Source organism: Streptomyces sp. NBC_00385 (assembly GCF_035917155.1).
GTDB classification, from domain to species: Bacteria; Actinomycetota; Actinomycetes; order Streptomycetales; family Streptomycetaceae; genus Streptomyces; species Streptomyces poriferorum.
In genome coordinates this window covers 8,617,322-8,644,070 of the sequence record NZ_CP107951.1, presented here as the reverse complement: position 1 = coordinate 8,644,070, position 26,749 = coordinate 8,617,322, and the positions used below count along the sequence as shown (strand labels likewise).

Annotated in this window: 16 protein-coding genes and 1 pseudogene; 11 read left to right on the top strand and 6 right to left on the bottom strand. The window is 70.2% G+C overall.

The annotated features are described in order from the left end of the window. Positions 1-30: 30 nt before the first annotated feature. Both OG959_RS38200 and OG959_RS38195 read left to right on the top strand, forming a co-directional pair. Positions 31-996, top strand: a complete 966-nt coding sequence (locus tag OG959_RS38200; protein WP_326666014.1) for an SDR family oxidoreductase — start codon at positions 31-33, stop codon at positions 994-996. A 55-nt stretch (positions 997-1,051) separates the two neighbouring features. Then, a complete protein-coding gene (locus OG959_RS38195; protein ID WP_326666012.1) occupies positions 1,052-1,741 on the top strand; it encodes an NADPH-dependent F420 reductase in 690 nt (229 codons plus the stop codon). Between the two features lie 359 nt (positions 1,742-2,100). Here OG959_RS38195 and OG959_RS38190 read toward each other — a convergent pair whose 3' ends face one another. Both OG959_RS38190 and OG959_RS38185 read right to left on the bottom strand, forming a co-directional pair. After that, positions 2,101-5,859 (bottom strand): S8 family peptidase, encoded by a 3,759-nt coding sequence (locus OG959_RS38190; protein ID WP_326666011.1) that lies wholly within the window; start codon positions 5,857-5,859, stop codon positions 2,101-2,103. 146 nt (positions 5,860-6,005) lie between these two features. Continuing rightward, entirely contained in the window at positions 6,006-6,617 is a 612-nt protein-coding gene (locus OG959_RS38185; RefSeq protein WP_326666010.1) for a hypothetical protein, read from the bottom strand. 109 nt (positions 6,618-6,726) lie between these two features. Here OG959_RS38185 and OG959_RS38180 point away from each other — a divergent pair, with 109 nt between their 5' ends. Then, on the top strand, positions 6,727-7,620 hold the full coding sequence (locus OG959_RS38180; protein WP_326666009.1) for a LysR family transcriptional regulator: 894 nt from the start codon (positions 6,727-6,729) through the stop codon (positions 7,618-7,620). Positions 7,621-7,627: 7 nt separating this feature from the next. On the opposite strand, the pseudogene OG959_RS38175 reads toward OG959_RS38180, so the two are convergent. From OG959_RS38175 to OG959_RS38165, 3 genes and pseudogenes are all read right to left on the bottom strand, one after another. Further along, positions 7,628-8,760: pseudogene (locus tag OG959_RS38175) on the bottom strand (aldehyde dehydrogenase family protein). A gap of 31 nt (positions 8,761-8,791) precedes the next feature. After that, the gene (phnA, locus tag OG959_RS38170; RefSeq protein ID WP_326666007.1) at positions 8,792-10,156 is read right to left on the bottom strand and encodes a phosphonoacetate hydrolase; all 1,365 of its coding nucleotides are present in this window, start codon (positions 10,154-10,156) and stop codon (positions 8,792-8,794) included. 255 nt (positions 10,157-10,411) lie between these two features. Next, complete coding sequence (locus tag OG959_RS38165; RefSeq protein ID WP_326666006.1) at positions 10,412-13,267, bottom strand: glycosyl hydrolase family 95 catalytic domain-containing protein; 2,856 nt, start codon at positions 13,265-13,267, stop codon at positions 10,412-10,414. 271 nt (positions 13,268-13,538) lie between these two features. On the opposite strand from OG959_RS38165, the gene OG959_RS38160 reads away from it, so the two are divergent. The 7 genes from OG959_RS38160 (at position 13,539) to OG959_RS38130 (ending at position 20,852) form a co-directional block, all read left to right on the top strand. Beyond that, complete coding sequence (locus OG959_RS38160) at positions 13,539-14,627, top strand: substrate-binding domain-containing protein (RefSeq protein WP_326666005.1); 1,089 nt, start codon at positions 13,539-13,541, stop codon at positions 14,625-14,627. A gap of 39 nt (positions 14,628-14,666) precedes the next feature. Beyond that, positions 14,667-15,755 carry a mandelate racemase/muconate lactonizing enzyme family protein gene (locus tag OG959_RS38155; protein WP_326666002.1) on the top strand — a complete coding sequence of 363 codons (1,089 nt, stop codon included), beginning with the start codon at positions 14,667-14,669 and terminating at the stop codon, positions 15,753-15,755. After that, on the top strand, positions 15,752-16,834 hold the full coding sequence (locus OG959_RS38150; protein WP_442805716.1) for an ABC transporter permease: 1,083 nt from the start codon (positions 15,752-15,754) through the stop codon (positions 16,832-16,834). Before OG959_RS38155 ends, OG959_RS38150 begins: the two co-directional genes overlap by 4 nt. Next, entirely contained in the window at positions 16,831-17,904 is a 1,074-nt protein-coding gene (locus OG959_RS38145; RefSeq protein ID WP_326666000.1) for an ABC transporter permease, read from the top strand. The genes OG959_RS38150 and OG959_RS38145 overlap by 4 nt, the downstream gene beginning before the upstream one ends. Then, positions 17,901-19,445 carry a sugar ABC transporter ATP-binding protein gene (locus tag OG959_RS38140; protein ID WP_326665998.1) on the top strand — a complete coding sequence of 515 codons (1,545 nt, stop codon included), beginning with the start codon at positions 17,901-17,903 and terminating at the stop codon, positions 19,443-19,445. Before OG959_RS38145 ends, OG959_RS38140 begins: the two co-directional genes overlap by 4 nt. Then, entirely contained in the window at positions 19,442-19,765 is a 324-nt protein-coding gene (locus OG959_RS38135) for an L-rhamnose mutarotase (RefSeq protein ID WP_326665996.1), read from the top strand. Before OG959_RS38140 ends, OG959_RS38135 begins: the two co-directional genes overlap by 4 nt. 367 nt (positions 19,766-20,132) lie before the next feature. Next, positions 20,133-20,852 carry a GntR family transcriptional regulator gene (locus tag OG959_RS38130; RefSeq protein ID WP_326665994.1) on the top strand — a complete coding sequence of 240 codons (720 nt, stop codon included), beginning with the start codon at positions 20,133-20,135 and terminating at the stop codon, positions 20,850-20,852. 106 nt (positions 20,853-20,958) lie between these two features. Here OG959_RS38130 and OG959_RS38125 read toward each other — a convergent pair whose 3' ends face one another. Next, the gene (locus OG959_RS38125) at positions 20,959-22,329 is read right to left on the bottom strand and encodes a DEAD/DEAH box helicase (RefSeq protein WP_326665992.1); all 1,371 of its coding nucleotides are present in this window, start codon (positions 22,327-22,329) and stop codon (positions 20,959-20,961) included. 478 nt (positions 22,330-22,807) lie between these two features. Between OG959_RS38125 and OG959_RS38120 the strand changes: the two genes are divergently transcribed. Beyond that, positions 22,808-26,713, top strand: a complete 3,906-nt coding sequence (locus tag OG959_RS38120; RefSeq protein WP_326665990.1) for a glycoside hydrolase family 2 TIM barrel-domain containing protein — start codon at positions 22,808-22,810, stop codon at positions 26,711-26,713. Positions 26,714-26,749: the final 36 nt, after the last annotated feature.

Below are 26,749 nucleotides of genomic sequence, written 5' to 3'. Positions count from 1 at the left end.
CACGCCACATCACTCACAAGGAGCCTCAGCATGCGCGTTTTCGTCACCGGCGGGACCGGCCATTCCGGTTCGCACATCATCCCTGAGCTCCTCGCCGCCGGGCACGAGGTCACCGGCCTGGCCCGGTCGGACGGGACCGCGACGGCGCTGTCCGCGCTCGGCGCGAAGGTGCGGCGCGGCGACGTCGAGGATCTCGACGGGCTCAAGGAGGCCGCCGCGGACTCCGACGGCGTCGTCCACGTCGCGTTCAGACGGGATGTGTTTCTGTCCGGCGGACTCGACGCCCTGTCCGCCGCGGAGCTCTCGGCCGTCCTCGCGTACGGCGAGGCACTCTCGGGAACCGGAAAGCCGCTGGTCTGGGCCGGGAGCATAGGTTCGCCCGCGAACCTGGGCGGGCCTATCGCCTCGCCCGGAAACCTGGGCAGGCCGGCCACCGAGGAGGACCCGGCTCTTCCCGGCGGCGATGAGTACAGGGGGACCCTGAGGGTTCGCAACGTCGTGGAGACCGCAGTAATCGGCCTCGCCCAGCGGGGGGTTCGGTCTTCGGTCGTACGGCTTCCCCCCATCGCGCACAGCACGGCCGATCGTGAGGGATTCCTTCCGGCGCTGATCGCGCTCGCGAAGGAGAAGGGCTTCGTCGGCTACCCCGGAGACGGCGCGAACCTGTGGCACGCCGTGCACATCCGTGATGCCGCCTCCGTGTTCCGCCTGGCGCTGGAGAAGGGGCCCGCCGGCACGTACTGGCACGCGATCGAGGACGGGGGCATCCCGTTCCGCGAGATCGCCGAGGCTGTTGGCAGCCGTCTGGGCCTGCCCGCCGTGAGCGTTCCCGCAGACGTACTGATGCTGCCGGGATACTTCGGGTCCCTCGCGCATCTGGTCACGCTGGACCTCCCGGCGTCCAACCTGATGACCCGCCGGGCCCTTGGCTGGGAACCTGTTCAGCCCGGGCTGCTCGCCGATCTGGACAACGGCCATTACTTCCCCGCCGGCTGACGGCAGGAAGTCGCCTCGCAGAAGGAATCCGGCAGATGACAGGGGTTCGGCTCTCGTGGAGGGGCCTGAGAACATGACGACGACTGTGGGATTCATCGGAAGCGGCAACATCGGCACAGCCGTCGCACGGCTGGCCATCGAGGCCGGTCACCAGGTCGTGCTCAGCAACTCGCGCGGTCCGCAAACGCTCGCGGACACGGTCGCGGAACTGGGGCCGCGGGCGTCCGCGGCAACGAACGGGGAGGCCGCGGCGGCCGGTGACATCGTCGTGGTCACGGTTCCGGTCCATGCCTTCCCCGACTTGCCCGCCGCGCCACTGGCCGGGAAGACGGTCATCGACACGTGCAACTACGGCCCCGAACGTGACGGGCACATTCCTGAGCTCGACAACAAGTCGCTCACCTCGAGCGAGTTGCTGCTGCGCTACGTCCCGGGCGCCCTGCTCGTAAAAGCCTTCAACAACATCTTCTTCAAGCACCTGGTGTCACTCGCCCGCCCGGCGGGGGCGGCCGACCGCTCCTGGCTGCCCATCGCCGGGGACTCCGCGCCGGCGAAGGCGGTCGTGACCGCATTCCTCGAATCCATCGGATACTGCGTGGTGGACGCGGGGCCGCTGGCCGGCAGCTGGCGGCAGGCGACGGGGACGCCGGTGTGGGGGACGCCGTACGGGCCTTACTCGAACGAGAGCGGCCTGCCGGTCGGCGAGGACGCCATCCGCTCGGCACTGGCCGTCGCGACGCGTTGATCGTGAGTTCGCACGGGCCGGTACGGTCCGGCCGGACGCCGGTTGTGGCCCCGTCCGGTCGACGTCGGGCGGGGCCACAACCCGCGTCCGGCCGGCAGACCATCCGGCCTGCCGGCCGTTTCACGGTGACACGGACCGCCGGGCCGAGGACTGCGGCTCCGGTCCGGAGTTCCGCCGGCCCGGCGGGCGGCGGCTCGTGACCTTGCTGTGCGCGAAGGGCGCGAGGACCGACTGGCGGCCGGTCGACGGCTGCTTCACACCACGGGACCGGCGGGGTCTCGTTGTCCCGGGCACGGAACCGAATGGCCAGGAGTCGAATGGCCAGGATCTCGACGGGGCACCGGCTGCCGCAGGTCTCATCAGTGTCTCTTCAGGCCGAACGCCCCGATCACCTCCTGTGTGACCGTCAGTCCGTCCGGGCCCTCGGCGCTCGCCCGCAGGGAGACCGGGGCGTCGCCGGTGCGCGGCGTGGACAGACTCGCCGTCCACCGGCCGTCGCCGGTCCGTTGCAGGGAGACCCGGTGCCAGGTGCCTCCGTCGTCGTACGACACCTGAAGGGCGGCGCCGGTCGCGACCGCGCCACTCGTGTAACTCGCCGCGCTCAGGCCGATCTTCACCTTCCGGCCCGCCGGTACGTCACCGCGCAGATCGGTGTCGATGTCGTACGACAGGTCCAGCAGCGGAATCTCCTTGCTGGGCGTTCCCTGCGGTGGCGCCGATGAACGGAAGGTCCACGTGGTGTGTGTGGCGGTCGACCTGGCCCAGTGGCCCGTGTCCGCGCGGGAGGCGTCGAGGGTGAGGCTGTACTGCTGCTGTTCGCCCGTGAGGCCGCTGGACCAGCCCGCGTAGCCGTCGCTGCGGCTCACCAGCGTGTCGCCGCGCCGCAGTTCCGTGCTGACCGGGCCGTCGTGGCCGTTCGGGGAGACCGCGATGTGACCGTCTCCGCTGCCGGACCAGGCGGGGATGTTCCAGGAGATGCCGTCGCTGGTGCGCTTGGGGCGCCACAGGCCCTCGCCGAGGCGCGGGCCGACGACCGGCTCGAACCAGTCGCCGGTGTAGCGGCGCCCGGCCGCATAGGTGTGCGCCGGCGCGATCTCGTACACCGAGTCCGAGGCCTCCACCGGTTCGGACGCGTGGGGCTTCAGGGTGAGGCGATGGTCCTCGTACCACTTTCCCGTAGCGGCCGGCACGGGCGAGAGGTAGTCGGTGCGGGCGGCGGGATAGCCCTCCCTCGTGCTGCTTCCCACGCCCGGGCCCCAGTACGGGGCAAGGACGCGGTGGCCCAGTCCCTCCACCGGGCCCGGGCCCGCCATCGGGGCGTAGAAGCGGGTGTCGACGCGGGCCAGTTCGGTGGTGCGGGGGCGGAGGACCAGGTCGTGGTCCGGGACGGCGCCCTTCCGGTACTGGATCAGGTCGTACTGGTAGTCCGGGTAGCGGTGTTGGGTGAGGTCCAGGGTGCCGTTGCCCGACTTCGCCTCGGCGACGATCCGGGAGCTGTCGGCCTGGCCCACGCCGGCCAGAATGAGACCGTGTGCGTCACCGAACGTCTCGTACAGACGGCCCCGTTCGTCGTTGACGGTGATCAGCGCGGCGGCACCGGCGTCGGCCGCGGCCTGTGCCCGGTCATCGGGACTCGCACCGCCACGCTCCACGACGACGGCTCTGCCCTTCACATCGAGGCCGGAGTAGTCGGCGGGGGTGCCCCGGCCCGCGTACACCGTCCTCAGCCGGCGATGTCCGTCCTGGTGGGCGGAGGCAGTCTGCGCGGTAAGCGCGATGTCGTGCCCGGTTCCGGTCCGGGCGTCGAGCGCCTTCTGCCGCAGCTGCCAGTGCACCAGCAGGTCCTGGGCCCCCTGATCGGTCTCGTCGGTGGGCTGGACGTACAGGGCGTCAGAGGCCGGGTCCATGACGAACGCCGAGGAGGCACCTCCCCCGCCGGCGAACGTACGCCGGTACTGGACCACCGCCTGCGCGCGCTCGGTCTCCCGCGGGGTGACGGCGCGCACCTGCCTTGCCGCCGAGGCGTCCAGCTCGGCCGTCGCCCCGCCCGGGCCCACGACCGCGTCGGGTGCGATCACCATGGCGAGGCCGAGTTCGCCGTCCCTTTCGCCGTCGACATCGAGGAAGCCCCACGCGGTGTAGGTGCGCGGGGGCAGCCGCAGCGTCGTCGAGCCGTAGACGGTGACCAGGCCGGGAACGGCGTTGCCGGGGTAGGTCAGGGCTACGGTGCCGGTGGTGGGTCTGCCGTCGCGTCCGGTGAGTCCGATGGTGTAGTCGTAGAGTTCCGGCTCCTTGAACAGGGCGTACGAGGTGTGCGCGACCGTCGTGCCGTCGGCGTGGTCGGTCGCCGTGATCTGCCCGGAGTACGCCTTGGCCGCGGATGCCGATGTTCCGTCGAGGCGCAGCGTGACCTCGCCCTTTCCGCCCGCGGGGAGGGTGAGCGATGACGCGGACAGGGTGTACGCCGGTGATGCCGTCCCCGTACTCAGGTCCAGGGTCACCTCGGCGCTGCCGGAGTTGCGGTAGGTGACGACACGGTCGACGGGTGCGGCGTCCTTGTTCGGCCACCGGAACACGGCTGTGGCCACGGAACCGGGTGCCTCGATGGTGCCGTCGATCGCGGCGGCGACGTCCAGGCGTCCGGAGCCCTGCTGGTAGGGGGTGACGGCTTTCAGCTGCTCGGAGTTGGTCATCAGCGCGGCCTTGACGCGCGCCGCGTCCCAGTCCGGATGCGCCTGACGCAGGATCGCCGCCGCGCCCGCCACGTGCGGGGTGGCCATCGACGTGCCGCTCATCGACTGGTACGCGGAAGCGCCGGGGGCGGGATGAGCGGCCGCGGCGCTGATCCCGACGCCCGGCGCGGAGATGTCCGGCTTGACGGCGTACGTGCGGGGAACCGGTCCCTGGCTGGAGAAGGCGGCCCGGTTGTCGCGCTTGTCGACGGCGCCCACGGTCAGCGCGGACGCGGCGGCGCCGGGCGAGCCGACCGTTCCCTCGTACATGTTGTTGCCTGCGGCGACGACGAACAGGGGTCCGTCGTCCGCCGAGAGCGTGTCGACGGCCTGGGAGACCGGGTCCGAGCCGTCGGAGGCGGTGTTGGTGCCCAGGCTCATCGACACCACGTCCACGCCCTGGGCCCGCGCCCACTCCATGCCGGCGATGATGCCGGAGTCGGTGCCGCTGCCCTCGTCGGACAGCACCTTGCCGATGTAGAGCCGCGCGCCGGGTGCGACCCCCTTCTTCGCGCCGTCGGATGCCGCGCCGGATCCGGCGATCGTCGACGCCACGTGCGTGCCGTGTCCGACCTTGTCGTCGGTGCTCTGACCGGGTACGAAGCTCTTCTCCGCGGCGATGGCGTCCTTGAGGTCGGGGTGGGTGTCGTCCACGCCGGTGTCGAGGACGGCGACCTTGCTTCCCGCGCCGTCGAATCCCTCGGCCCACGCCTCGGGAGCCCGTACCTGCGGCACCGACTCGGCGAGCGTGGCCTCGGCCTTTCCGTCGAGCCACAGCTTGCCGATCCCGGAGGCGGAGTCGAGGGAACGGGCCTGCCGGGCAGCCGGCCCGTCGGCGGTGATGTCCTGCCAGAAGGCACGGGCGTGGTCCACGTCCGTCTTCAGGGCGACGGCACCAATGCTCGGCAGGCTCCGCACCTGGGTGGCGCCCTTCGGGACCGCGGGCCGCTGCGCGCCGCGGGAGTGCGGCGGGGAGGCGATCACGGGGATGCCGCCGGAGCGGGCGTCGTCGTATCCCATCGCCACCAGCCCGGTGACGTCGAACAGTTCGCGGTCCAGCTTGTCGGCGGCGATCAGGCCCATCGCCTCGGTGGGGATGACGTAGGTGTGGTCGCCGTAGGTCTGCACGTCCACGCCGCCCCGTGCGCCCGCCGGCCGGTCGACGGTGATGTCGTCGTGGGCTCCCGGCCGGTCCCTGATGTGCACGGTGTCGCCGGTGATCAGGGTGATGTCGTACGCGGGTTGCGGCGCCTCCTCCTGCGAGGGCGCCGCGCGGGGTGTGCTGTTCGCGGTGGCGGGCGGCGGGAACAGCAGGGCGCCGCCCAGGACGAGGGGCAGGGCGGCGGCCGCGGTGGGCAGGCGGCGGCGTCTTCGCTGAGATGTCATACCTCTGCACTGCGCGCCCGCGCCGGTCCGTACGCGCGGGGCCGGTGGCGAGTGGACGACATGGCGCCACTTCGCCACCGGGCCGGGCGACGTCCTGATCGCACCGTGCGACCGTCACATCGCGCCGCTCTGCGAGGCCATCGGCGTCACCTGGCGTGGAGCCGGAACCTGTCGATCACCCAGAAGAAGTCGTTGTCGCCGGTGTAGTGGAAGCGGACGTGCGCCGAGGTGGCGCCGGAGGGGATCGGGACCTCGATGGACTGTTCCTGCGACGTGACGTCCGTGGCGTAGCTCCTGACCTCGCTGGGTGTGCCGGCGTTGAAGGAGACGAGGACCCGGGCCGTCTGCTGTTCCACCTGGCGGTAGTGCGTGATGAACTCGATCGTCAGCGTGCTCCTGCCCGAGAGGCTGCCGATCACGGGCGACACGAGGGTCGAGTCGAAGCGGCCGGAGAAGGTCTTGTCGGACCACTCGTCCGAGTCGGCGACCGCGAAGACGCCGCGGGCACGGACGTTGAGCTCGCGCCACTGGTCGCGTCGGGTGCGCGACCAGAACTCGTGCGGAGCGTTCGCCGCCTCGATCCGGTCGTGCCGCAGACCGTCCATCCCGACGATGAGCACCTTGTCCTTGCTGATTCCGTTCGGCAGGGCCGGGACGGCCTGGGCTTCGGGTGCGTGCGCGATCGTCGTGGTGACGGCCGCGACGGTGGCAGCGCCGGCGGCGAGCACCGTGCGGCGGGCGACTCCGTCGTGGGGCATGGGTTTCCTCTGCTGTTGGATGAAGATCGGTGGGAGTGGGACAGTCGGTCCGCAAGGTGTGCGCCGGGCCAGGCGCATGCCATGGCTCGTTCGTCGGGAGATCCGCAGCATGGTGACGCTGAACCAGTTGGAAGTCCTGCTGAGGGTGCTGGAGCACCAGGGCTTCTCAGGAGCCGCGAAATCGCTCTTCATGAGCCAGCCGTCGGTGTCCAACCACATCCGGAACCTGGAGAACTCCTGCGGGATCCAGCTGGTCCACCGCACGAGCGCCGGTGCGCGCCCCACGCCCGCCGGGGAGGTCGTGGCCGAGCACGCACGCCAGGTGTTCGCGATCATGGACTCCCTCGAACGGACGGTCGCCGACTTCCGCGGGCTCGGGGGCGGCCGGCTGGTCCTCGCGGGTACGACCACCCTGGGCACGTACCTCCTGCCGCGTCTCGTCGCGGACTTCTCCACGCGGGCTCCCAAGGTGAGTTGTGAGATCCGCGTGGGCAACGAGGACGCGGTCGAGTCGTGGCTGCTGCGGGGGGAGGTCGCCCTGGGTCTGTGCGCCGGTACGCCCCGCGATGAACAGCTGGTCTCCCAGGGCATGTTCGAGGAGGCGATGGTGCTGGTGGCCGAGCCGCAGACACCGCTCGCCGGCCGTGCGCTGACGCCCCCGGACCTCAGGAACCAGCGCTTCCTCATGCGGGAGGCCGGGTCGGCCACCCGCCATCTCCAGGAGGAGACGCTGCGCGCCTGGGGACTCGGGGACGCCGAGCAATGGGACATGTGGGGGCCCGGCACGCTCAAGCAGGCGGTGTGCGAAGGGCTCGGGGTGGCCCTGCTCTCCGAGCACGTGGCCCGCTACGAGATCGCCGCCGGGATGCTCGCCGACCTGACGGTCACCCCCGCACCGCCGAAGCGCACCGTGTCCCTGGTCCGCCGCAGCGACCGCGTCCTCACACCGCCGGAACAGGCGTTCGTCGACCTGGTCAGGGCCGTCGCCGAGTGGCCTTCCTGACATGTTGTCAGTACCTGATGCAGGCGGACCGCAGATCGGTGTAGAAGTCCCACACATCGGGCGAGCATTCGGGCGCGCCGAGCTGTGAGGCCTTCGCACCCATGTGCGGCAGGTGGGAGTACGCGCCCACTCCCGGCCGGTTCACATGGAGCATGCCGGCCTGGAAGTCCTGGAGCGCCTGGAACATATGGCCCGGGTTCTGCGTGAAAATGGTGCCGGACATCCCGCACTTCACCGAGTTCGAGATGCTCATGGCGTCCTCGTAGCCGTCGCAGTCGATGACCGACAGCACGGGCCCGAAGACCTCTTCCTGCGCGATCCTGCTGTACCGGGCCACACCGGTCAGCACGGTCGGCTCGATGAAGTAGCCCGGGCTGTCCGTCTTGGCTTCACGGCCACCGCAGACCGCGGTGGCGCCCGCGGCCGTCGCACCCTCCACCGCCGCCAGACAGGCCCGCAGCCTCTCTTCGTTGACCACCGGTCCGATGTCTGCCCCGTCCCGGTCACCGCGGCCGACCCGCATCGCCGCGATTCGCGGGATCAGGAGCTCCAGCAACGCTTCCCGCACGGACCGGTCCACCACGACCCGACTGGTGGCGCTGCACCGCTGTCCGCTCTGCCCGAAGGCGCCGTGGACGATCGCGTCGACGGCGGCGTCGAGATCGGCGTCGGCGAGCACGATGAGGGCGTTCTTTCCGCCCAGTTCCGGTTGTGTCCACATCAGCCGGCCGGCGCCCGCCCTGTTGATCGCCTGCCCCACCGGGAGCGATCCGGTGAACGAGATCCCCGCCACCCGCTCGTCGGCCACCAGCGCCTCCCCCGGTGCGCGGTCACCCTGGACCAGATTGAGTACGCCCCGGCGAACGCCCGCGTCGGTGAACGCCTGCACCAGCAGGGCCGAGGTCCACGGCGTCAGCGGAGACGGCTTGAGCACCGCCGTGCAGCCGGCCACCAGCGCAGGAGCGACCTTCCACATGGGTATGGCCACGGGCAGTATCCAGGGAGTGATCAGACCACGACACCGACCGGACGTCGGAAGGTCATCGCGATCGTGCGCGGCTCCTCCGCGGGCGTGGTCACCCCGTTGATGCGGCGGGCCTCCCCGATGGTGAACTCGAGGATCGCCAGGGCACGGGCCACCTCTCCCCCGCCCTCGGACAGTCGCTTGCCCTCATCGGCGGGTCGGCGCGGTCGCGCTCTCCTGCTCGGCGAGCAGTGTGGTGGCGACCCAGAGGGCGTCGTAGTTGTGGATGCGGGCGGGGTCGCCGAAGGGCTTGTCCAGCACGTCCGGCCGTGCCGGCCGCCGGTTGATCAGGAACGGGATCTGCAGCTCGCCCAGAGCCCCGTGGGAGCGCAGCGGTGCGTCGAGCCCGCTGAGGTCGTGCCAGGCGGCGAACCGGCCGAGCGCGGTGCCCGCCTCCGCGAGGACCACGATGTCTCCGATGCGGTCGGGGGGCAGGGCGTAGCGCTCGGCGGCCTCCTCACGGCCGTGAACCTCCTGCACTCCCTCGATGGCGCGGAGCGCTTCGACGGTGGAGGCCCGCACGGCTCCCGGCGGCAGGTACACGCTCGCGAAGGAGCCGAGTGCGCCGTGGTGCACGGTGTACGGGTCGGTGATCGGGAGGATGACCCGCAGGCCGTCCGACTCGGTGACCTCGGCGTCCTCGGCGATTGCGAGGATCCTGCGGACCTCCTCCTCGACGTAGATGATCCGGGCGGCGCCCGCGTCGTCCGTCTTCGCGCTCATGCCGTGATCGGCCGTCAGGACGACGGTCGCGCCGAGTCCGGCCAGCCGGCCGGCGTAGTGGTCGATCTTCTCGTACAGGCCGTTGGCCGCCTCGGTGCCGGGCGCGTGCTTGTGCTGGATGTAGTCCGTCAGCGACAGGTACATGAGGTCGGCGCCGCGGGTCTCCATGATCCTGAGGCCTGCGGCGAGGGCGAACTCGCTGAGGTCGGCGGAGTAGACGCTCGGCAGCGGCCTGCCGACGAGCTCCAGTACGTCACCGATGCCGTTGTCCTCGACGGTGGCCCGGTCGGCCTTCTCCGCGGAGAAGCAGATGCCGCGACGGGACGGTGCGACGAACTCGCCGGAGCCGTCGAGCGAGGGGCCGTCCTCGACGAGTCCTGCGCCGAGCAGCCTGCGGAGCTTGTCCTTGGCCGTCACGACGACCACGTCGAGGCCGGCCTCGTTCGCCGCCCCGAAGACGGTGGGGACCCGCAGGAACCGCTTGTCGTTCATCAGCACCTCCTCACCGAGCTCGGTGTCGAAGATGTAGTTGCCGCTGATTCCGTGCACGGACGGCGGGCAGCCGGTCGCGATGGACACGTTGTTCGGATTGGTGAGGGCCGGCATCGCGCAGTGGGCGGGCCACGACGTGCCCTCTCCTTCCAGCACCTTGCTGAGCCAGGGCATGCGTCCGGCCGCCATCGCCTCCATGTGGTAGTCGGGTTCGCTGCCGTCGATACAGATGACCACCACCGGTCGGCGAGACTTCGCGTAGGTCCTGCCGTTGACGCTGAATGTCCCTGAGGTCACGAAGGGCTCCCTGCTGCATGTGACGTGGCCGAAATGCTGCTGCCCCTTGAGCGTGCCGGCAGGAGCCGTCGCGAGGAGCCCGCCTTTCGGCTATCGCCCCCATAGCCCGGGCCCCTGGCCCGGGCTGCGTCGTGCCGGCACACCGGTGGTGCCGGTGCGCGTCCTGCGTGATCCGGCCGCATGACACGACAGCCCCACGTCCCGGCTCCGGAAGCCGGGTCGCGGAGCCGTTCCACAGAGTGAGTGGGCGTCAGTTCACCGGCCGACGCGCCGCCACTGCTGGCCCGTGCCGCCGTCGGCCTCCTGCTGCTCGACCGTCGCGCCGTCGGCGGCCGAGTCGCCGGTGATGCCGAGGACCTTGCCGCTGCGCACGCAGGTGAGGGTGACGTGGCCGTCGCCCGCGTCGGCGATCGTCCACTGCTGACTGGTGCTGTGCTCGGGTGTCCACTGGGTGATCTTCGCGCCGGCGTCCGGGACGCCGCCCCAGACGGCCCAGATCAGGGGCGTGCCGCCGTGCGTGGTGTAGATCTCGTACCTCCCCGAACCCACGGGGATGAAACGGAACTGCTGGTTCACGGCTGAGCTCGGGGTGTACTGGATCAGTCCGGTGCCGTTGGCGGTGGAGGCGCCGGGAACGTCCACCGCCTTGCCCGACCGGCGGTTGACCAACTGGAAGACGGAGTGCTGAGCGGGAGGTGCGACCGTGACGGACCCGGCTGCGGGGATCGTGACGTGGCTGCTCCACTCCCCGAACACGACGTCGGTGGACCTGCCCGCCGCACCTCGCAGGGTCGCGTCGGTGACCTGTCCGTCCTTCCACCGGATGTCGAGCGTGAAGCCCCCGCGTACCCCGACTCCGGTGAGGGACCCGGCAGCGGCCCAGGCCCGTGGGAGGGCCGGCAGCAGCTCCACCCGCCCGGGGCGGGACTGCACCAGCATCTGGACCATCGCCACGGGGGTGCCGAAGTTGGCGTCGATCTGGAACACGGAGCTGCTGCCGAAGCTGTACATGTCGAACAGGTTGATCGCGCTGCCGTTGCCGAAGTTCACCGATGGCCTCAGCACGTCGAGGACGAGTTCGTACGCCTTGTCGGCGCGCTTCAGCTTCGCCCAGCAGATGGCGCGCCAGGCGCTGGCCCAGCCGAAGCTCGCCATGCCGCGTGCCTCCAGCAGCTTCGTCGCCCCCGTGACGAGCTCGGCCGGTGAGTCCTCGATCGCGATGCGGTCACCGGGAAAGAGGCCGATGAGCGGCGACAGGTGACGGTGCGTCGTCTCGCCGAGGTCGTCGTCGCTCATCCACTCCTCGAGCCGGCCGCTGGTGGCGCTCACCTCCGGCAGGTACAGCCTGTCCTGGAGTCCCGCGACGGTGGAGGCGTACGCGGCGTCCCTGCCCAGTGCGGCAGCCGCGGTGCGGTAGTTCAGGAAGAGCTGCCGGACCAGCTCCTGGGCGTACGTGATCCCTCGCGCGTCCTGCGGCCCGTGCTCCGGCGACCAGTCGTGGTCGTCGACGAGGACCTGCTTCGTCCCGCCGGACGCGGGGTCAGGCACGGTCATCGTGATCAGCCGCGCCTCCCAGAACTCGCAGGCTCCCTTGAGCAGCGGGTAGATCCTGCCGAGGTGTGCGGTGTCCTGGGTGAACTCGTAGTGCTCGTAGAGGGAGTTGCACATCCATGCGTTGCCCGCCGGATGCCACCACCAGCCGTTGCCGCCCCAGATGTTGGTGGAGATGCCCAGGGTCCAGCCCGCGACCTTGCCGGAGGTGTTGCGGAAGCGGTTGCGGGAGTCCTGGAAGAGGTTCCTGGTGGCCGCCTGCCATCCCGGCAGCTGGGCGAGGCAGTACTCGGTGAACGCGTCGAAGCACTCGGGCAGTCCCGCACGGTCGGGCAGCCAGTAGTTCATCTGGACGTTGATGTCGCTGTGGTAGTCACTCATCCAGGACGGGGTGTTGGTGTCGATCCATAGGCCCTGGAGGTTCGTGGGCAGGCCGCCGCGGGAGCCGCAGATCGTCAGGTAGCGGCCGAACTGCAGGTATGACGCCTCCAGTTCCGGGTCGGGCGCGGATCCGGCGGCAGCACGCGCCGTGAGCCGGGCCGGCGTGTCCATCGCCCGCTGCGCGGCCGACGAGGTGCCGAGGTCCACGGCCATCCGCTGCTGCAGACGCTGGAAGTCGGCCACGTGTGTGGCGAGGAGCGCCGTCCCGGTGGCCGCAGCGGCCCGCGTCGCCCTGGTGCGGGCGACATCCAGCGGCACGAGCGACGCGTCCTTGTACGCCGCGGCCGGGTCGGCCTTGTAGTTGGTGCCGCCCGAGACGACCAGGACCACTTCGGAGCAGCCGCCGAACGTCACCTTCGTACCCGACGCCGACACGGTGCCGCCGGTCCCCGCGGCCTTGACCACGGTGGCGTACTTCAGGGCGTTCGGCAGTGCCGCGGAGAACGACACCTCGGCGGCGCCGGCGTTCGCGGTCACGGTTTCGCCCCGGGTCCCGGACAGGGCCAGGGACCCCGTGTACGTTCCGCCGCCGCTCTGCGTCAGCCGGATCACCACGACATCGTCGGGGTGGCTGGAGAAGACCTCGCGCCGGTAGGTGACACCACCGGTCCGGTACGAGGCGGTCACCAGGCCATTGCTCATGTCCAGCGTGCGGCGGTAGTCGCTGACTGACGCGAGGGCGTGGGCCGGGATCTCCAGCACCGTCCCGGCCAGTGTTCCGAACGTACCGAAGTCGCCCGTGCCGTAAGGGAACTGCCCGTCCGACTGCAGCACGGCATTGGCGTGACCGGTCCACAGTGTCGCGTCCGCCAGGACCATCGTGTCGCGCGAGGGGTCGCCGGTGACGAGAGCGCCCAGCCGGCCGTTGCCGATGGGCAGACCCTCCTCGGTCATCCGGTTCCCGGCGCCGGGCAGGGAGTACCTGAGCGTCACCGCCTCGCCCTCCGGCACGAGCGACAGCGCGTCAGGACGCGCCACCGCAGCGGCGCCGCCGGTGAATTCCGGCAGGGACGACAGGGCGACCAGGGCGGTCAGCGACGCGGCGGCGCGCAGTACGCCGCGCCGTGACATCCCGGGGTCGTCCGGGGCGGGGTGCTGTGCGGAAGTTCGACCAGACATGGGCTGCGGCTCCTTCTGGGGCAGCGGTGCTCGAATCGTGGGGGGGGTACGGCGGCTGCGAGGCGACGCCTGGGCAGAAGTGCAGCGGCAGCGGCACACCCTGTCAATGACTTCAACCAATGTTTCCTATACGATTTTCAGGATTCTGAGCCACACGTGGGATGGCCGCGAACCTCACACCCCAGAAACGTCAAGGGCCTTGACGGGGCGGTTCGACTGGTCAACCATCACCTCATCAATTTCCTATTGGATTTTTGAGGAGGTGGCGGAGATGCGTCTCCCGACCGGATCTGTGGTGCCCGGGCTTCTCGCCGTTGCGGTTCTGCTGGCGTCCACTGCCTGCACCGTGAAGACCTCCGGTGAGTCCGAGAACGACCGGCCCCAGGCGTCGGGCAGGAGCGGCGGCGGTGCCGAACTCGCTGACGGGTCCGGCACCGAGGTGGCGCTCGTTCCCGGTGGAGCCCACCCGTACTTCCAGCCGTGGAAGACGGCCGGAGCCGCGGCGGAGAAGGCGTACGGCCTCGGCGACGTGGCCTTCGACGAGACGGCGGAATGGGACCAGCAGAAGCAGAACAACCTGCTGTCCACCCTGGCGGCGCGTGGCTACAACGCCTTCGGCGTGTTCGGGGTGTCACCGACCGACATCAACACCACGTTCGCCGACCTGAAGTCGCAGGGGCTGACGGTGGCCTCGCTGGGCTCCTGCCCGGCCGGCGGCACGAACGAGGCCGCCTTCTGCCTGTCGACGGATGTCGAGCTCGCCGCGTACAAGGCGACCCGCGCCGCCATCGACGCGATGGGCGGCCAGGGCACCCTGGTCCACCTCACCGGCAACAACGTCGACGCCAACACACAGCTCCGGATGAAGGGCGTCTCCAAGGCGGTGTCCGAGTCCGGCGGCAAGGTGAAACTCCTCCAGACCATCACCGACATCGACAAGGACCTCCAGACCGCGCAGAAGGCCGTATCGGACCTGCTCGCCGCCAAGGGCAGCAGGATCCAGGGCATCGTCGCCACCGCCTACAACCCGGCGGTGGCCGCCGCCGACGCCGTCAGCAGCACCGGCTCGAAGGCCGAGGTCGTCGCCATCGACGACGACGCCAAGATCCTCAGCTCGATCCGGAAGGGCTCGGTCACCGCGACCGTCGTACAGAACCCGGTGGCTCAGGCGGACATCGGCGCGTGGGCGCTGGCACTGCTCCAGACGAAGCAGTGCACCGTCCGCAGGCCCGGGCAGAGCGTGGACTCCGGCTCCTTCGTCGTCACCGAGGCCAACGTCGACACCTACGACAACGACCGCAAGGCCAAGACCGAGCAGCTCAGGAAGCAGTTCGCGGACGACGTCCTCAGCTGCAACTGACGCCGCTGCCACCGCACTACAGAAATCGGACGTCGCACGATGAGCATCATCACCACCGCCACGGCCCTGCTCGCCGACATCGCCGTGGAGACGGACCGCACCGACGCGGTACAGGCTTTCGTCAAACAGGAGACGATCCTCGTCGAGATCGCCTCCACCGACGGTCTCCGGGGAACCGGCTACTCCTACACGATCGGGACCGGCGGATCCTCCGTCCTGGCCCTGCTGCGGGACCATCTGCTCCCCCTCCTCGTCGGTCAGGACGCCCGCAACGTCGAGGGGCTCTGGCAACAGCTGTTCGCCTCGACGCGCTCGACCACCACCGGAGCCATCACCTCCCTGGCGCTCGCCGCGGTGGACACCGCCCTGTGGGACCTGCGCTGCAAGCGGGCCGGGGAGCCCCTGTGGCGCCTGGCCGGCGGCCATCGCCGCGAAGTACCCGTGTACGACACGGAGGGCGGCTGGCTCCACCTGAGCCCCGACGATCTGGTCAAGTCGGCGCTCCGGGCACAGCAGGCCGGCTGGGCGGGCGTCAAGATCAAGGTGGGCAAACCCCGCGTCGACGAGGACGCCGAGCGGATGCGGGCCGTACGCGAGGCCGTGGGTCCGTCGTTGCACATCATGACGGACGCCAACCAGTCGCAGACCGTCTCCTCCGCGCTCCGGCTGGCTGCCGCCATCGAGCCCTTCGCCCCGTACTGGCTGGAGGAACCCATGCCGGCCGACGACATCGGCGGCCACGCGCAACTGGCCCAGGCGACAAGGATTCCGATAGCCGTCGGTGAGTCCATGTACGCGATCACACAGTTCCGCACCTACCTGGAGACGCGCGCCGCTTCGATCGTGCAGGTCGACGCCGCCCGCATCGGCGGCATCACGCCGTGGCTGAAGGTCGCGCACCTGGCGGAGAGCCACAACGTCATGGTCTGCCCGCACTTCCTGATGGAGCTGCACGTCAGTCTGGTCGCCGCCGTGCCCAACGGGCAGTTCGTCGAGTACATCCCGCAGCTGCGTGCCGTGACCCGTACCGAGATGACCGTCCGCGACGGCATGGCGGTCGCGCCCGACGAGCCGGGCATCGGCATCGACTGGGACCGGGACGCCCTCGACGACCGGAGGGTGTCGTGACACCACCCGTCGCTCCTCCCGGTCTCGAAACGGAGACCGCGGCACCACCGGCCGGACCTCGCGCACCGCACAAGCTGCCGTTCTGGGTGAACCAACGGCTGGGCCTGCTCGTGCTCGTCCTCGCCCTCAGCACCCTGTTCGGGATTCTGCGTCCTGCCTTCCTCGACGAGCGGCTGGTGCTGTTCCCCCTGCTGCGGGACATCGCGACCCTGACGGTGGTGGCTCTCGCGCAGATGGTGGCCCTGTCCGTCGGGCACATGAATCTGGCCGTGGGCCGCATGGCCGCGTTCGGGGCGCTGTTCGCGGGGTTCGGGTACGACCGGCTCGGCCTGCCCCTGCCGCTCGGGCTGCTGCTCTGTCTGCTGGCCGGCGCTGCCATCGGCGCACTGGCGGGCTGGATCATCGCGCGTACCGGGGTGAGTTCCTTCGTGGTGACGCTCGCCATGGACTTCGCGCTGATGGGCCTGGTCTCCCTGCTGTACTCGTCGCTCACGGAGAACGCGGCCTTCACCACCAGGCCGTCGGGGCTGACCGAACTCCGTTCCTACTCGCTGGCCGACATCTGCGCCGGTCCGGTCTGCGGCTCCCCCGCCGTGCCGCAGATGATCCAGTTCACCGTGCTCGCCCTGGCCGGTCTCGGTTTCCTCTACGGATGCACCCGCCTCGGCCGGGAACTGCTGCTCACGGGTGCCAACCCGGCGGCGGCGGAGCTCTCCGGCATTCCCACGGGCCGCCGGATCGTCCTCGCTCACGCCCTGTCGGGGCTGCTGGCCGCCCTCGCCGGTTTCATGGCAGCCGTCGGAACCGGAACCTTCCGCGCGTCCATCGGCGACGACTTCATGCTGCCGTCGTTCCTGGGCGCGGTGCTCGGCGGCACGCTGCTCACCGGTGGTGTGGTCTCCGTGATCGGAGCGCTGCTCGGGACCTCCCTCGTCGGCGTCATCCGCAAGGGCCTCGACCTGCTGGGCGTCGGACTCGAGAGCCTGAACATCTACCTCGGCTGCGTGCTCCTGCTGGCCCTGTCGGCCGACCGCGTCCGCTCCGTGGTGTCCTATCGCAAGGTGGTGCGCTCGACATGACCACGATCAACGTCCGGGGAGCCCGGACCGGCGCCGCCCTGCGACGCTTCTCCCGCTCGACCACGACGACGCTGCTGGGTGTCGCGGTGATCGGGTACGCGGCCCTCGGGGTGGCCTCGTCGGGCTCGTTCCTCGACGGCCCGTCCGTGCGCACCTTTCTGCAGTACCTGGCGACGCCGATTCTCATCGGTCTCGCCCAGATGGTCGCGTTGTGCGTCGGCCAGCTCAATCTGGCGGTCGGCGCCCTGGGAGGTTTCACCGCCTGCCTGATGGGCGTGCTGATGGCGGACAGCGGTGTCCCGGCGCCCGTCGCCGTACCGGCGGGCGTTCTGGCGGCCACCCTCGTCGGCCTGGTGACGGGGCTGTTCATCGTGGCGACGCGGATCAACGGCTTCATCGTCACGCTCGGCACGATGACGATCCTGCTGGGGGCGCAGTACCGGCTCGCCGGAACGCGCACCGTCGACGGCTACTCCCAGACCCTCAAGAACCTCGGCAGAGCGGCCCCGTCGAACATCCCGCTGGTCTTCCTTGTCGCGCTCGCCTCGGCCGCGCTGCTCGCGGCCTTCATGTACCGGACCATCGCGGGCCGCCGTCTGCTGGCCGCCGGCGGCAACCCGCTCGCGGCCAGACTGTCGGGCATCTCCACCGACCGGCAGATCGTGCTCGCCCACACGGTGTCCGGGCTGCTGGTCGGCATAGCCGCGCTGACCGCGACGGCCTCCCTGCCGGGCGTCAACCGCAGCGTCGGCGGCGACTGGCTCCTGCCGAGCTTCGCCGCGCCCATCATCGGTGGTGTCGCGCTCAACGGCGGCACCGTCGCCGTACTGGGCACGGTGCTGGCGGCCTTCGTGATGCGGCTGATCGATGCCGCACGGGCGCAGTTCTCGCTCGATCCGAGCTGGGTCAACTTCCTCATCGGTCTCGTCGTGCTGAGCACCGTGGTCGGTGGGCGCGTGCACCGGACGCGCCTGGAGAAGAAGGGCAAGGCGCAGGGGCGGGTGCCGGCGGATCCGGTGGATAACGGCCGTACGAACGCTGCCGTGACGAAGACGCGAGGTGCGCGATGAACGACGTTCTTCTCGACTGCCAGGACATCGTCAAGGTCTTTCCCGGAGTACGGGCGCTGGACGGCGTCGGACTGCGGCTCACCGCGGGCTCGGTGCATGCCCTGCTGGGCGAGAACGGAGCGGGCAAGTCCACCCTGATCAAGGTCCTGACGGGGGTGTACTCCCCCGACGGCGGTCAACTCCTGTGGCTGGGTGAGCAGGTCCGGCTTCGCTCCCCGCTGGAGGCCACGCGTACCGGCATCGGCGTCGTCCACCAGGAACGCAATCTCATCCCCGGATTCTCGGTCGCGGAGAACATCACCTTGCAGAGCCCTCCTTCACGGCGCGGGCTCGTGGACCGTGACGCGATGACGGAGCCGGCGCTCAGGTGTCTGGCCGAACTCGGCCTGGACATCGATCCGCACCGCCCTGTCCGTGAGCTGTCGGTGGCACAGCAGCAGCTGGTGGAGATCGCCAAGGCGCTCTACACCGACAGCAAGGTGCTCCTCCTCGACGAGCCGACCGCTTCTCTGTCGCCGCAGGAGGCGGAGCGGCTGTTCGATGTGGTCCGGCGTCTGACGGCCAGGGGCACCTGCGTCGTGTTCGTCAGCCACAGGCTCGAAGAGGTCTTCGCCGTCTGTGACACGGTCACGGTGCTGCGTGACGGCCGGTCTGTGCTGGAGTCCTCGCCGCTCTCGGACCACACGCACGACGACGTGGTCCGTCTGATGGTGGGCCGCGCCCACGCGGCCGCGGAGATGTCGCCCCGGGACGTCGACTCCGGCGCGGCTCCGGTTCTCTCGCTCGACCGGCTCTCGACGGCCGACGGGCACGAGGACATCTGTCTGGAGGTGCGACCGGGCGAGATCGTCGGTCTGTACGGCCTGGTGGGTGCCGGCCGCAGCGAACTCGTGAAAGCGGTCCTGGGCCTCGACCGTTGCACCGGCGGTGAGATCCGGGTGCACGGCAGGACCGCCCGGATCAGTTCGCCCCGGCAGGCGCTCCACCGGTACGGCATCGGGTACCTGACCGAGAACCGCAAGGAGGAAGGTGTCTTCCTCGATCAGCCGATCCACCGGAACATCACGGTGACGGTATGGCGGAGGCTGGCCCGGGTTCTGGGGTTCGTCCCGGCACGCGAGGAGCGCCGCATCGCGCAGGACCTCGTCGACCGTCTGGGCATCCGCGTCTTTGGCCTCGACCAGACCGCCGGCGAACTCTCCGGGGGCAACCAGCAGAAGGTGAGCCTGGCGAAGTGGCTCGCCGCCGACACCCGCCTGCTCATCGTCGACGAGCCGACCGTGGGCGTCGACGTCCGCACCAAGCAGGCCTTCCACGAGCTCCTGTGGGAACTGGCCCGCGACGGTCTGCCCATCCTGCTGATCAGCAGTGACCTCCCGGAGATGGTCACGCTCGCCGACCGGGTCGTCGTGATGGCTGATCACCGGATCCGGGGAGAGGTCGCCAACGATCACGACTACGCGCGCACGAGCGAGCGGATCATCCGCATCATCCATGACCGCGCGGCGTCCGCCGTGGCCACGAAGGCCGATGCGGGATGAGGCGCGTGGCCCAGGTGATCAGGGTCCTCCCCGAGAGGCTCGACGAGTACCGCGCCCTGCACCTCGACGTACCGCAGCCGGTGCTGGACCGTCTGCGGGCCTGTCATATCGCGAACTACTCGATCCATCTGCTCGGTGACCGGCTCTTCGCCTACTTCGAGTACGACGGCGACGATCTGGCGGCCGATCTCGCGCTGATGGCCGCGGACGGGCCCACGCAGGCGTGGTGGCGGCTCACCGATCCGTGCCAGGAGCCGGTGGCGGAGGCGGGGGCCGGGGAGTGGTGGGCGTCGATGGAGCAGGTGTTCCTGATGGAGTGACCGGCCGGGCTCGGCGATCCCTCCGCGAAGGGGGTGCCGGCCGCCCGGTGAGTCGCCCGGCCGGGGCCGGCCTCCGGTCGCGGGCGCCCCACCTCGGAGTTCACCACGGCACCCGCTCCCGGCCGGCTAAGGGCTGTCCCGCAATTCCTGGTGGATCAGCGCGCGGCGTCAGATGCGGTGCATCGCAAGGCGGAGAGGCGCCCGCATACTGGATGTATTCGGGCGTTTCGACAACGGAGGGGGTCCCCCCGTGCCGTTGAGGCTACGGGGGAGAGGTGCCGTAGCTGTCGTCGCGCGCCCGCCAGGAATTGCGGGACAGCCCTTAAACTACGGCTGTCCCCAGAGGTCCCGAGCAACAGGAGAACGGATGCCCCCGCAGAACCGTTCTGCCGACGTGCCCAAGGACCCGGACGGAAGGTCACCGGCCACGCAGCCTGCCAGGCAGGTGCTCTCGGACAGCGTCTACGAGAGCATCAAGGCCATGGTCATGGACCATGAGATCGCGCCGGGTGCCCGCGTGGGCATCGACGCCCTGTCACGGACTCTGGGGGTGTCGCCGACACCTGTCCGTGAGGCCCTGGCCCGCCTCGAGGCGGACGGCCTGGTGGTCAAGCGGTCCCTGTCCGGCTACCGCGCGACCGAGCTGCTGACCCGGCAGGGACTCGAGGAGCTCTTCGAGATGCGGCTGCTCCTGGAACCCCGGGCGGCGGCCCTGGCGGCGGCGCACGCCACCGAGGAGCAGTTGGACACGATCGAGCGGATCGTCGAGGAGATGCGGACACTTCCGGGACCGACGGGCCGCTACGCGGACTACCGCGACTTCGCCGTCCTGGACCAGCGCTTCCACGACGCGCTCGCAGCCGCGTCGCACCGGCCGCTGCTCGCCGATGCGGTCGAACGGCTCCACTCGCACCTGCATGTCTTCCGGCTCAGCAGCGTGAAGGCCGCCGAGGATCCGACGCTGGCCGAGCACGAGCGGGTCGTGCGCGCCGTACTGCGTGGGAAGCCCGACCGCGCGGCCGAGGCCATGACGGAGCACCTGACCCTCAGCCTCCGCCGCCAGCTCGCCCTGGACAGCGACGCCTGAGCCGCGGTGCGCGACGTGGCACCCTGCGGGTCACGACCTGAGACCGCGACAGACCGTCGTGCAGGCGTACTCGCGGTCGGGGATCATGCCGGCAAGTCCGTCCGGGTCAACGGCCCTTGCGTACCCGGGCGGCCGCGCGTGCTTCCGCCGTCCTGCGGGCGTCAGCCGTCTTGCGGGACTCCTTCGGGCGGCCCGGGCGCGTGCCCATGCCCCGGAAGGCGACGTTGCCGCCGCCCTTCCCCTCGATCGGCGGCCGCTTCGCGCCGGTGATGGCGGTGAGCTTCTCCTCGCCGGAGCGCACCTGGGTGACGGTCGGGCGGATCCGGGCCTCGGTCATGATCCGGTTGACGTCCCGCCGCTGGTTCGGGGTGACCAGGGTGACCACGTTCCCGGATTCGCCGGCGCGAGCCGTACGCCCGCCGCGGTGCAGGTAGTCCTTCGCGTCGGCCGGCGGGTCGACGTTGACGACGAGGTCGAGAGCCTCGATGTGAATGCCTCGCGCCGCGACGTTGGTGGCCACCAGTACGGTGATCTCGCCGTCCTTGAACTGCGCGAGGGTGTGGGTGCGCTGCGGCTGTGACTTCCCGCTGTGCAGGGCGCCGGCCCGTACACCGCTGGCCCTCAGGTGCCGGGTGAACTGGTCCACGCCGGCCTTGGTGTCCAGGAACATCAGGACCCGGCCGTCCCGCGCGGCGATCTCGGTCGCGGTCGCGTACTTGTCGGCGGGGTGGATGTTCAGCACATGGTGTTCCATCGTGGTGACCGAGCCCGCGACCCGGTCGAGCGAGGCCACGGCCGGCTCGTGCAGATAGTTCTGCACCAGCTGGTCGACATTACGGTCCAGCGTGGCCGAGAACAGCAGCCGCTGTCCGTCGGGGCGGACCTGGTCCAGGATTTCCGAGACCTGCGGCAGGAACCCCAGGTCGCACATCTGGTCCGCCTCGTCGAGCACGGTGATCCGCACCTGCTGCAGCTCGCAGAACCGACGCGATACGAGGTCGGCGAGCCGCCCCGGAGTCGCGACGACCACTTCGGCGCCGGCCCGCAGCTGTGCCGCCTGCCGGTTGATCGCCAGCCCGCCCACCACTGTCGCCAGCCGCAGGTTCAGAGCCTGTGCGTACGGTGCCAGCGCGTCGCTCACCTGCTGCGCGAGTTCCCGGGTCGGCACCAGGACGAGTGCGAGCGGCCGCTTGGGCTCCGCTCGCACACCGGCCGTCCGCGCCAGCAGCGCCAGTCCGAAGGCAAGCGTCTTGCCGGAGCCGGTCCGCGCGCGGCCGAGGACATCACGGCCGGCCAGCGCGTTGGGCAGGGTGGCCGCCTGGATCGGGAAGGGCTCCGTCACGCCGAGGCCGGTCATCGTCGCCGTCAGCTCCGGCGGCAGCCCCAGTGCGTCGAACGACTCGACCGGGGGCAGGCCGGCGGCAGCCGTCCGCGGCGTTGTGGGGTCGCCCTTCGGGGCAGACTGCTTCGCGTTCATGGGGGAACCTTCCTCGGCCTGGCGCCCGGCACGCGCCGGGGCCCGTACCCCTTGGTACGGGCCCCGGCGGATTCGAAGCGTGCCCCCAGTTTACCAGCGGGCGCTCCGGCACATTCCGGTCCTGCCGGCCCGCCCGCCGGCGTACCGCGCGTCATCAGGATCGGCGTGGCCGCGGCATTCGCGGGGTCCGGCCGGCAGCGCGCATGTTCCTATTCGGCCATTCGTATGGCGTGGTAGCCGACCGTCGATCATGGACGCCGAGTTGCGGGCGGTGATCGAGCCGTTGCTGTCACCGTGGCCGGAGCAGGCGAGGCGGGCCAGGCGGTCCGGTCCGGCCCAGGGCGTGCAGCCGTCAGAAAACAACAAAATCTGACGTTGTCATTGTGGTGGTTGTGTTCCCTTTCTAGGGTGGGCGCGTCTCAACAGGTGTCACCCATCACACCAGTTGCACATCCTGGCGCACTAGGAAGGCCCTGCCATGGCCCACCCGAACTCGTCCCCCCACTCCGACCCCCAGCGCGGATACGTGAGCCGTCGCCGCCTCATCGAGGCGGGCGCCGCCGTGCTCGGCGGCCTCGTTCTTTCCGGCGCACCGCCCGTTGCCCGCGCGTTCGCCGCCACCGGCGACATCCCGGCCGGCGGCGACGAGTGGAACGGCCACATCGACGTCTTCCGGCTCGGCACCGAGCCTCCGCACACCACCCTCATGCCGTACGCGAACCTCGAGCAGGCTCTCACCGCCGACCGCACCACGTCCCCGTGGCGTCAGAGCCTCGACGGGACATGGAAGTTCGCGTATACGGACCGGCCCGCCGACAAGAAGGCGGACTTCTACCGCACCGATCTAGACGACAGCGGCTGGGAGGACACCCCGGTCCCCTCGGCCTGGCAGCTGCACGGCCACGACTACCCGGTCTACGTCAACATCACCTACCCCTGGTGGGGGCCCAACGGGCTCGGTGAGGACGCCCAGCCGCCGGCCGCGCCGACCCGGTACAACCCCGTCGGCCAGTACCGGCGCTCCTTCACCGTGCCCAGGGGCTGGGCGGACCGGCGCACGTTTCTGCACTTCGAGGGGGTCAAGGCCGCCCACTACGTCTGGATCAACGGTCATCTGACCGGCTACCACGAGGACTCGTACACCCCGGCCGAGTACGACATCACCCCGTACCTGAAGGACGGCACCAACCAGATCGCCGTCGAGGTCTACCGCTACTCCGACGGTGACTGGCTCCAGGACCAGGACATGATCCGGCTGAGCGGCATCTTCCGGTCGGTGTATCTGTACTCGACGCCCGGCGTCCAGGTGCGGGACTTCAAGCTCGACACCCCGCTCGGGGACGGGTTCACCACCGCCGAGCTGTCCGTCACCGCCCACGTACGGGACTCCACGGGCGACGCGGGCGCAGGGGCGTACACGGTCGAGACACAGCTGTACGACGCCGGCGGGCACGCGGTGTGGCCGCGTCCGCTGGCCCTGCCCGCCTCGCCGGCCGGCGGCGAGGTGACCGTCACGGGCGCCAGGGCCGTTCCCTCACCACGCCTGTGGTCCGCGGAGGACCCGTATCTGTACACCGCCGTCCTCCAGCTCCGCGATCCCTCCGGCAAGGTCGTGGAGACGCTCTCGCACCGGGTCGGGCTGCGTGAGTTCGCGATCGGGGACGGCCTGATGCGCATCAACGGGCAGCCGGTCACCTTCCGCGGCACCAACCGCCACGAGATGCACCCCGAACGCGGTTCGGCTCTCAGCCGTGCCGACCTGGTCGACGACGTCACGCTCATCAAGCGGCTGAACATCAACTCGGTCCGCACCTCGCACTACCCCAACAACCCGCTCTGGCTCGAACTCGCCGACGAGTACGGCCTCTATCTCGTCGGCGAGACCAACCTGGAGACGCACGGCATCCGCGACCAGTACCCGACCGACCGGGCCGACTGGACCGCGGCGTGCGTAGACCGTGCGCAGAACATGGTCCACCGCGACAAGAACCACGCCTGCGTCGTGATCTGGTCGCTGGGCAACGAGGCCGGCTCGGGGTCCGCGTTCCGTGCCATGCACGACTGGATCCGCTCCTACGATCCGACCCGCGTCATCCAGTACGAGGGCGACGACGGCCCCGCGACCAGCGACATCCGTTCCAGGATGTACGAGTCACCGAGCCGGGTGGAGGCCCGGGCGAAGGACACCTCCGACACCCGGCCCTACGTCATGATCGAGTACGCCCACTCGATGGGGAACTCGACCGGCAACTTCAAGGAGTACTGGGACGTCATCCGCCGCTACGACGTCCTGCAGGGCGGCTGGATCTGGGACTTCGTCGACCAGGCGCTCACCTGGCCGACGCCTGCGCGCAAGCTGCTCACCGAGACCGGGCCCATGGGTCTGAAGGGCGAGGTCATCAACCCCTCTGGCTCGTTCGGCCACGAGCAGGGAGTGAGCGGTGCGACCGTCTTCGCACGCGACGACCGGCTCGATCTGACTGGATCACTCACCCTCGAGGCATGGCTGACCCCGCACGTCCGCGGCTTCCACCAGCCGATCCTGGCCAAGGGCGACACCCAGTACGCGCTGAAGCAGGCAGACCAGGGCCTGGAGTTCTACATCTACGCTGACGGGCAGTGGATCGCAGCCTCCTGGACGACCCCGGACGACGGCTGGACGGGCGAGGAACATCACGTCGCGGGCGTTTTCGACGCGGACGCGGGAACGCTGACCCTGTACGTGGACGGCGAGGCCAAGGCCACGAAGAGCACGGACCGGAAGCCCAGCAGCAACACCGCGTCGCTCTCCCTCGCCGGTGAAGTGGAGAACCCGACAAGGGAGTTCAGCGGCACGATCCGCCGCGCCCGGGTGTACGCGCGTGCCCTGGAGGCAGCCGAGCTCGCCGACGACGGGCGCGGCCCCGGCGACGACGGAGTGCGCTTCTGGTTCGACGCGCAAACCGCCCGGTACGAGCAGAAGAAGCCGGGAGCGAGGACCTTCTACGCCTACGGCGGCGACTGGGGCGACAACCCCAACGACGGTGCGTTCGCCGGCGACGGCATCGTCCTGCCCGACCGCCGCCACACGGGCAAGGCGGCCGAGGTCAAACGCATCCACCAGACGATCCACGCGACCCGCGCGGACGACGCCGCGCCCGGCGAGATCACCCTCACGAACGAGAATCTGTTCACCAACCTCCGTACGTACAACGGCACCTGGGAACTCTCCGCCGACGGCGAGACGGTGCGTCGCGGCAGCATCCGCCGCGACCAGCTCGACGTGGCGCCGATGACGGAGAAGGCCATCGCGCTGCCGGTGGAACTGCCCCGCAACCCTGCGCCCGGGACCGAGTACTTCCTCCAGCTGTCCTTCACGACCAGGGAACGCACACCGTGGGCGGACGAGGGCTTCGAGGTGGCCCGGGTGCAGCTGCCCCTCGGCAAAAGCGGCCCCGAGATCGTGCCGGTTCCGCTGGCCGAGGTGCCCGAACTGTCGTTCCGGAACGGTGATTCCGATATCACCGTCACGGGCGGCGGCTTCGAGGTCGTCATCGACAGGTCGACCGGTGTCATCACGTCGTACGAGGCCGCCGGCAGGAAGCTCCTCGTTTCCGGCCCCGCCCCCAATTTCTGGCGTGCCCCGACCGACAACGACCGCGGCAACGGCCAGCACACCCGCAATCAGACCTGGCGGGACGCCGGGGCACGGCGCAAGGTGACCGATGTGACGGTGCGCGGGCTGGACGGGCGTGCGGTCGAGATCTCGGTGCGGGGGACGCTGCCGACGAGCACCGCCTCCGTCTTCACCACGACCTTCACCGTCTTCGGCAACGGCGAGATCAAGGTCGACAACACGCTCGCTCCGGGCAGCCCGTCCCTCCCCTACATTCCCGAGATCGGGACGATCCTGCGCCTTCCCGCGGCACTGGAGCGGTTCCACTACTACGGCCGCGGCCCCGACGAAAGCCACTGGGACCGCAAGGACGGTACGGACGTGGGGCGTTGGTCAGGGACCGTCACCGGGCAGTGGAGCCCGTACCTGCGGCCGCAGGAGAACGGGAACAGGACCGACGTACGCTGGGCGGCGCTCACCGACCGGCACGGTCGCGGCCTGCTCGTCAGCGGCGACGGGCTTCTGGAGGTGAACGCCTCCCACTTCACACCGGAGGACCTGTCCGTCGGAGTCCGGCACGACTACCAGCTCACGCCGCGGGACGAGGTGATCCTGCGGGTCAGCCACCGTCAGATGGGCGTCGGCGGCGACAACAGCTGGGGCGCGCACACGCACGACGCGTACAAGCTGCTCGCCGACCGGGACTACGCGTACACGTACCGGCTGCGGCCGCTCACGGACGTGCGGGGCGCGACGAACCTCTCCCGCCGGCCGACGGCGGTGCGGTAGCCGCCGCGGCAGGTGCCGGCGCCCGCAGCCGGGCTT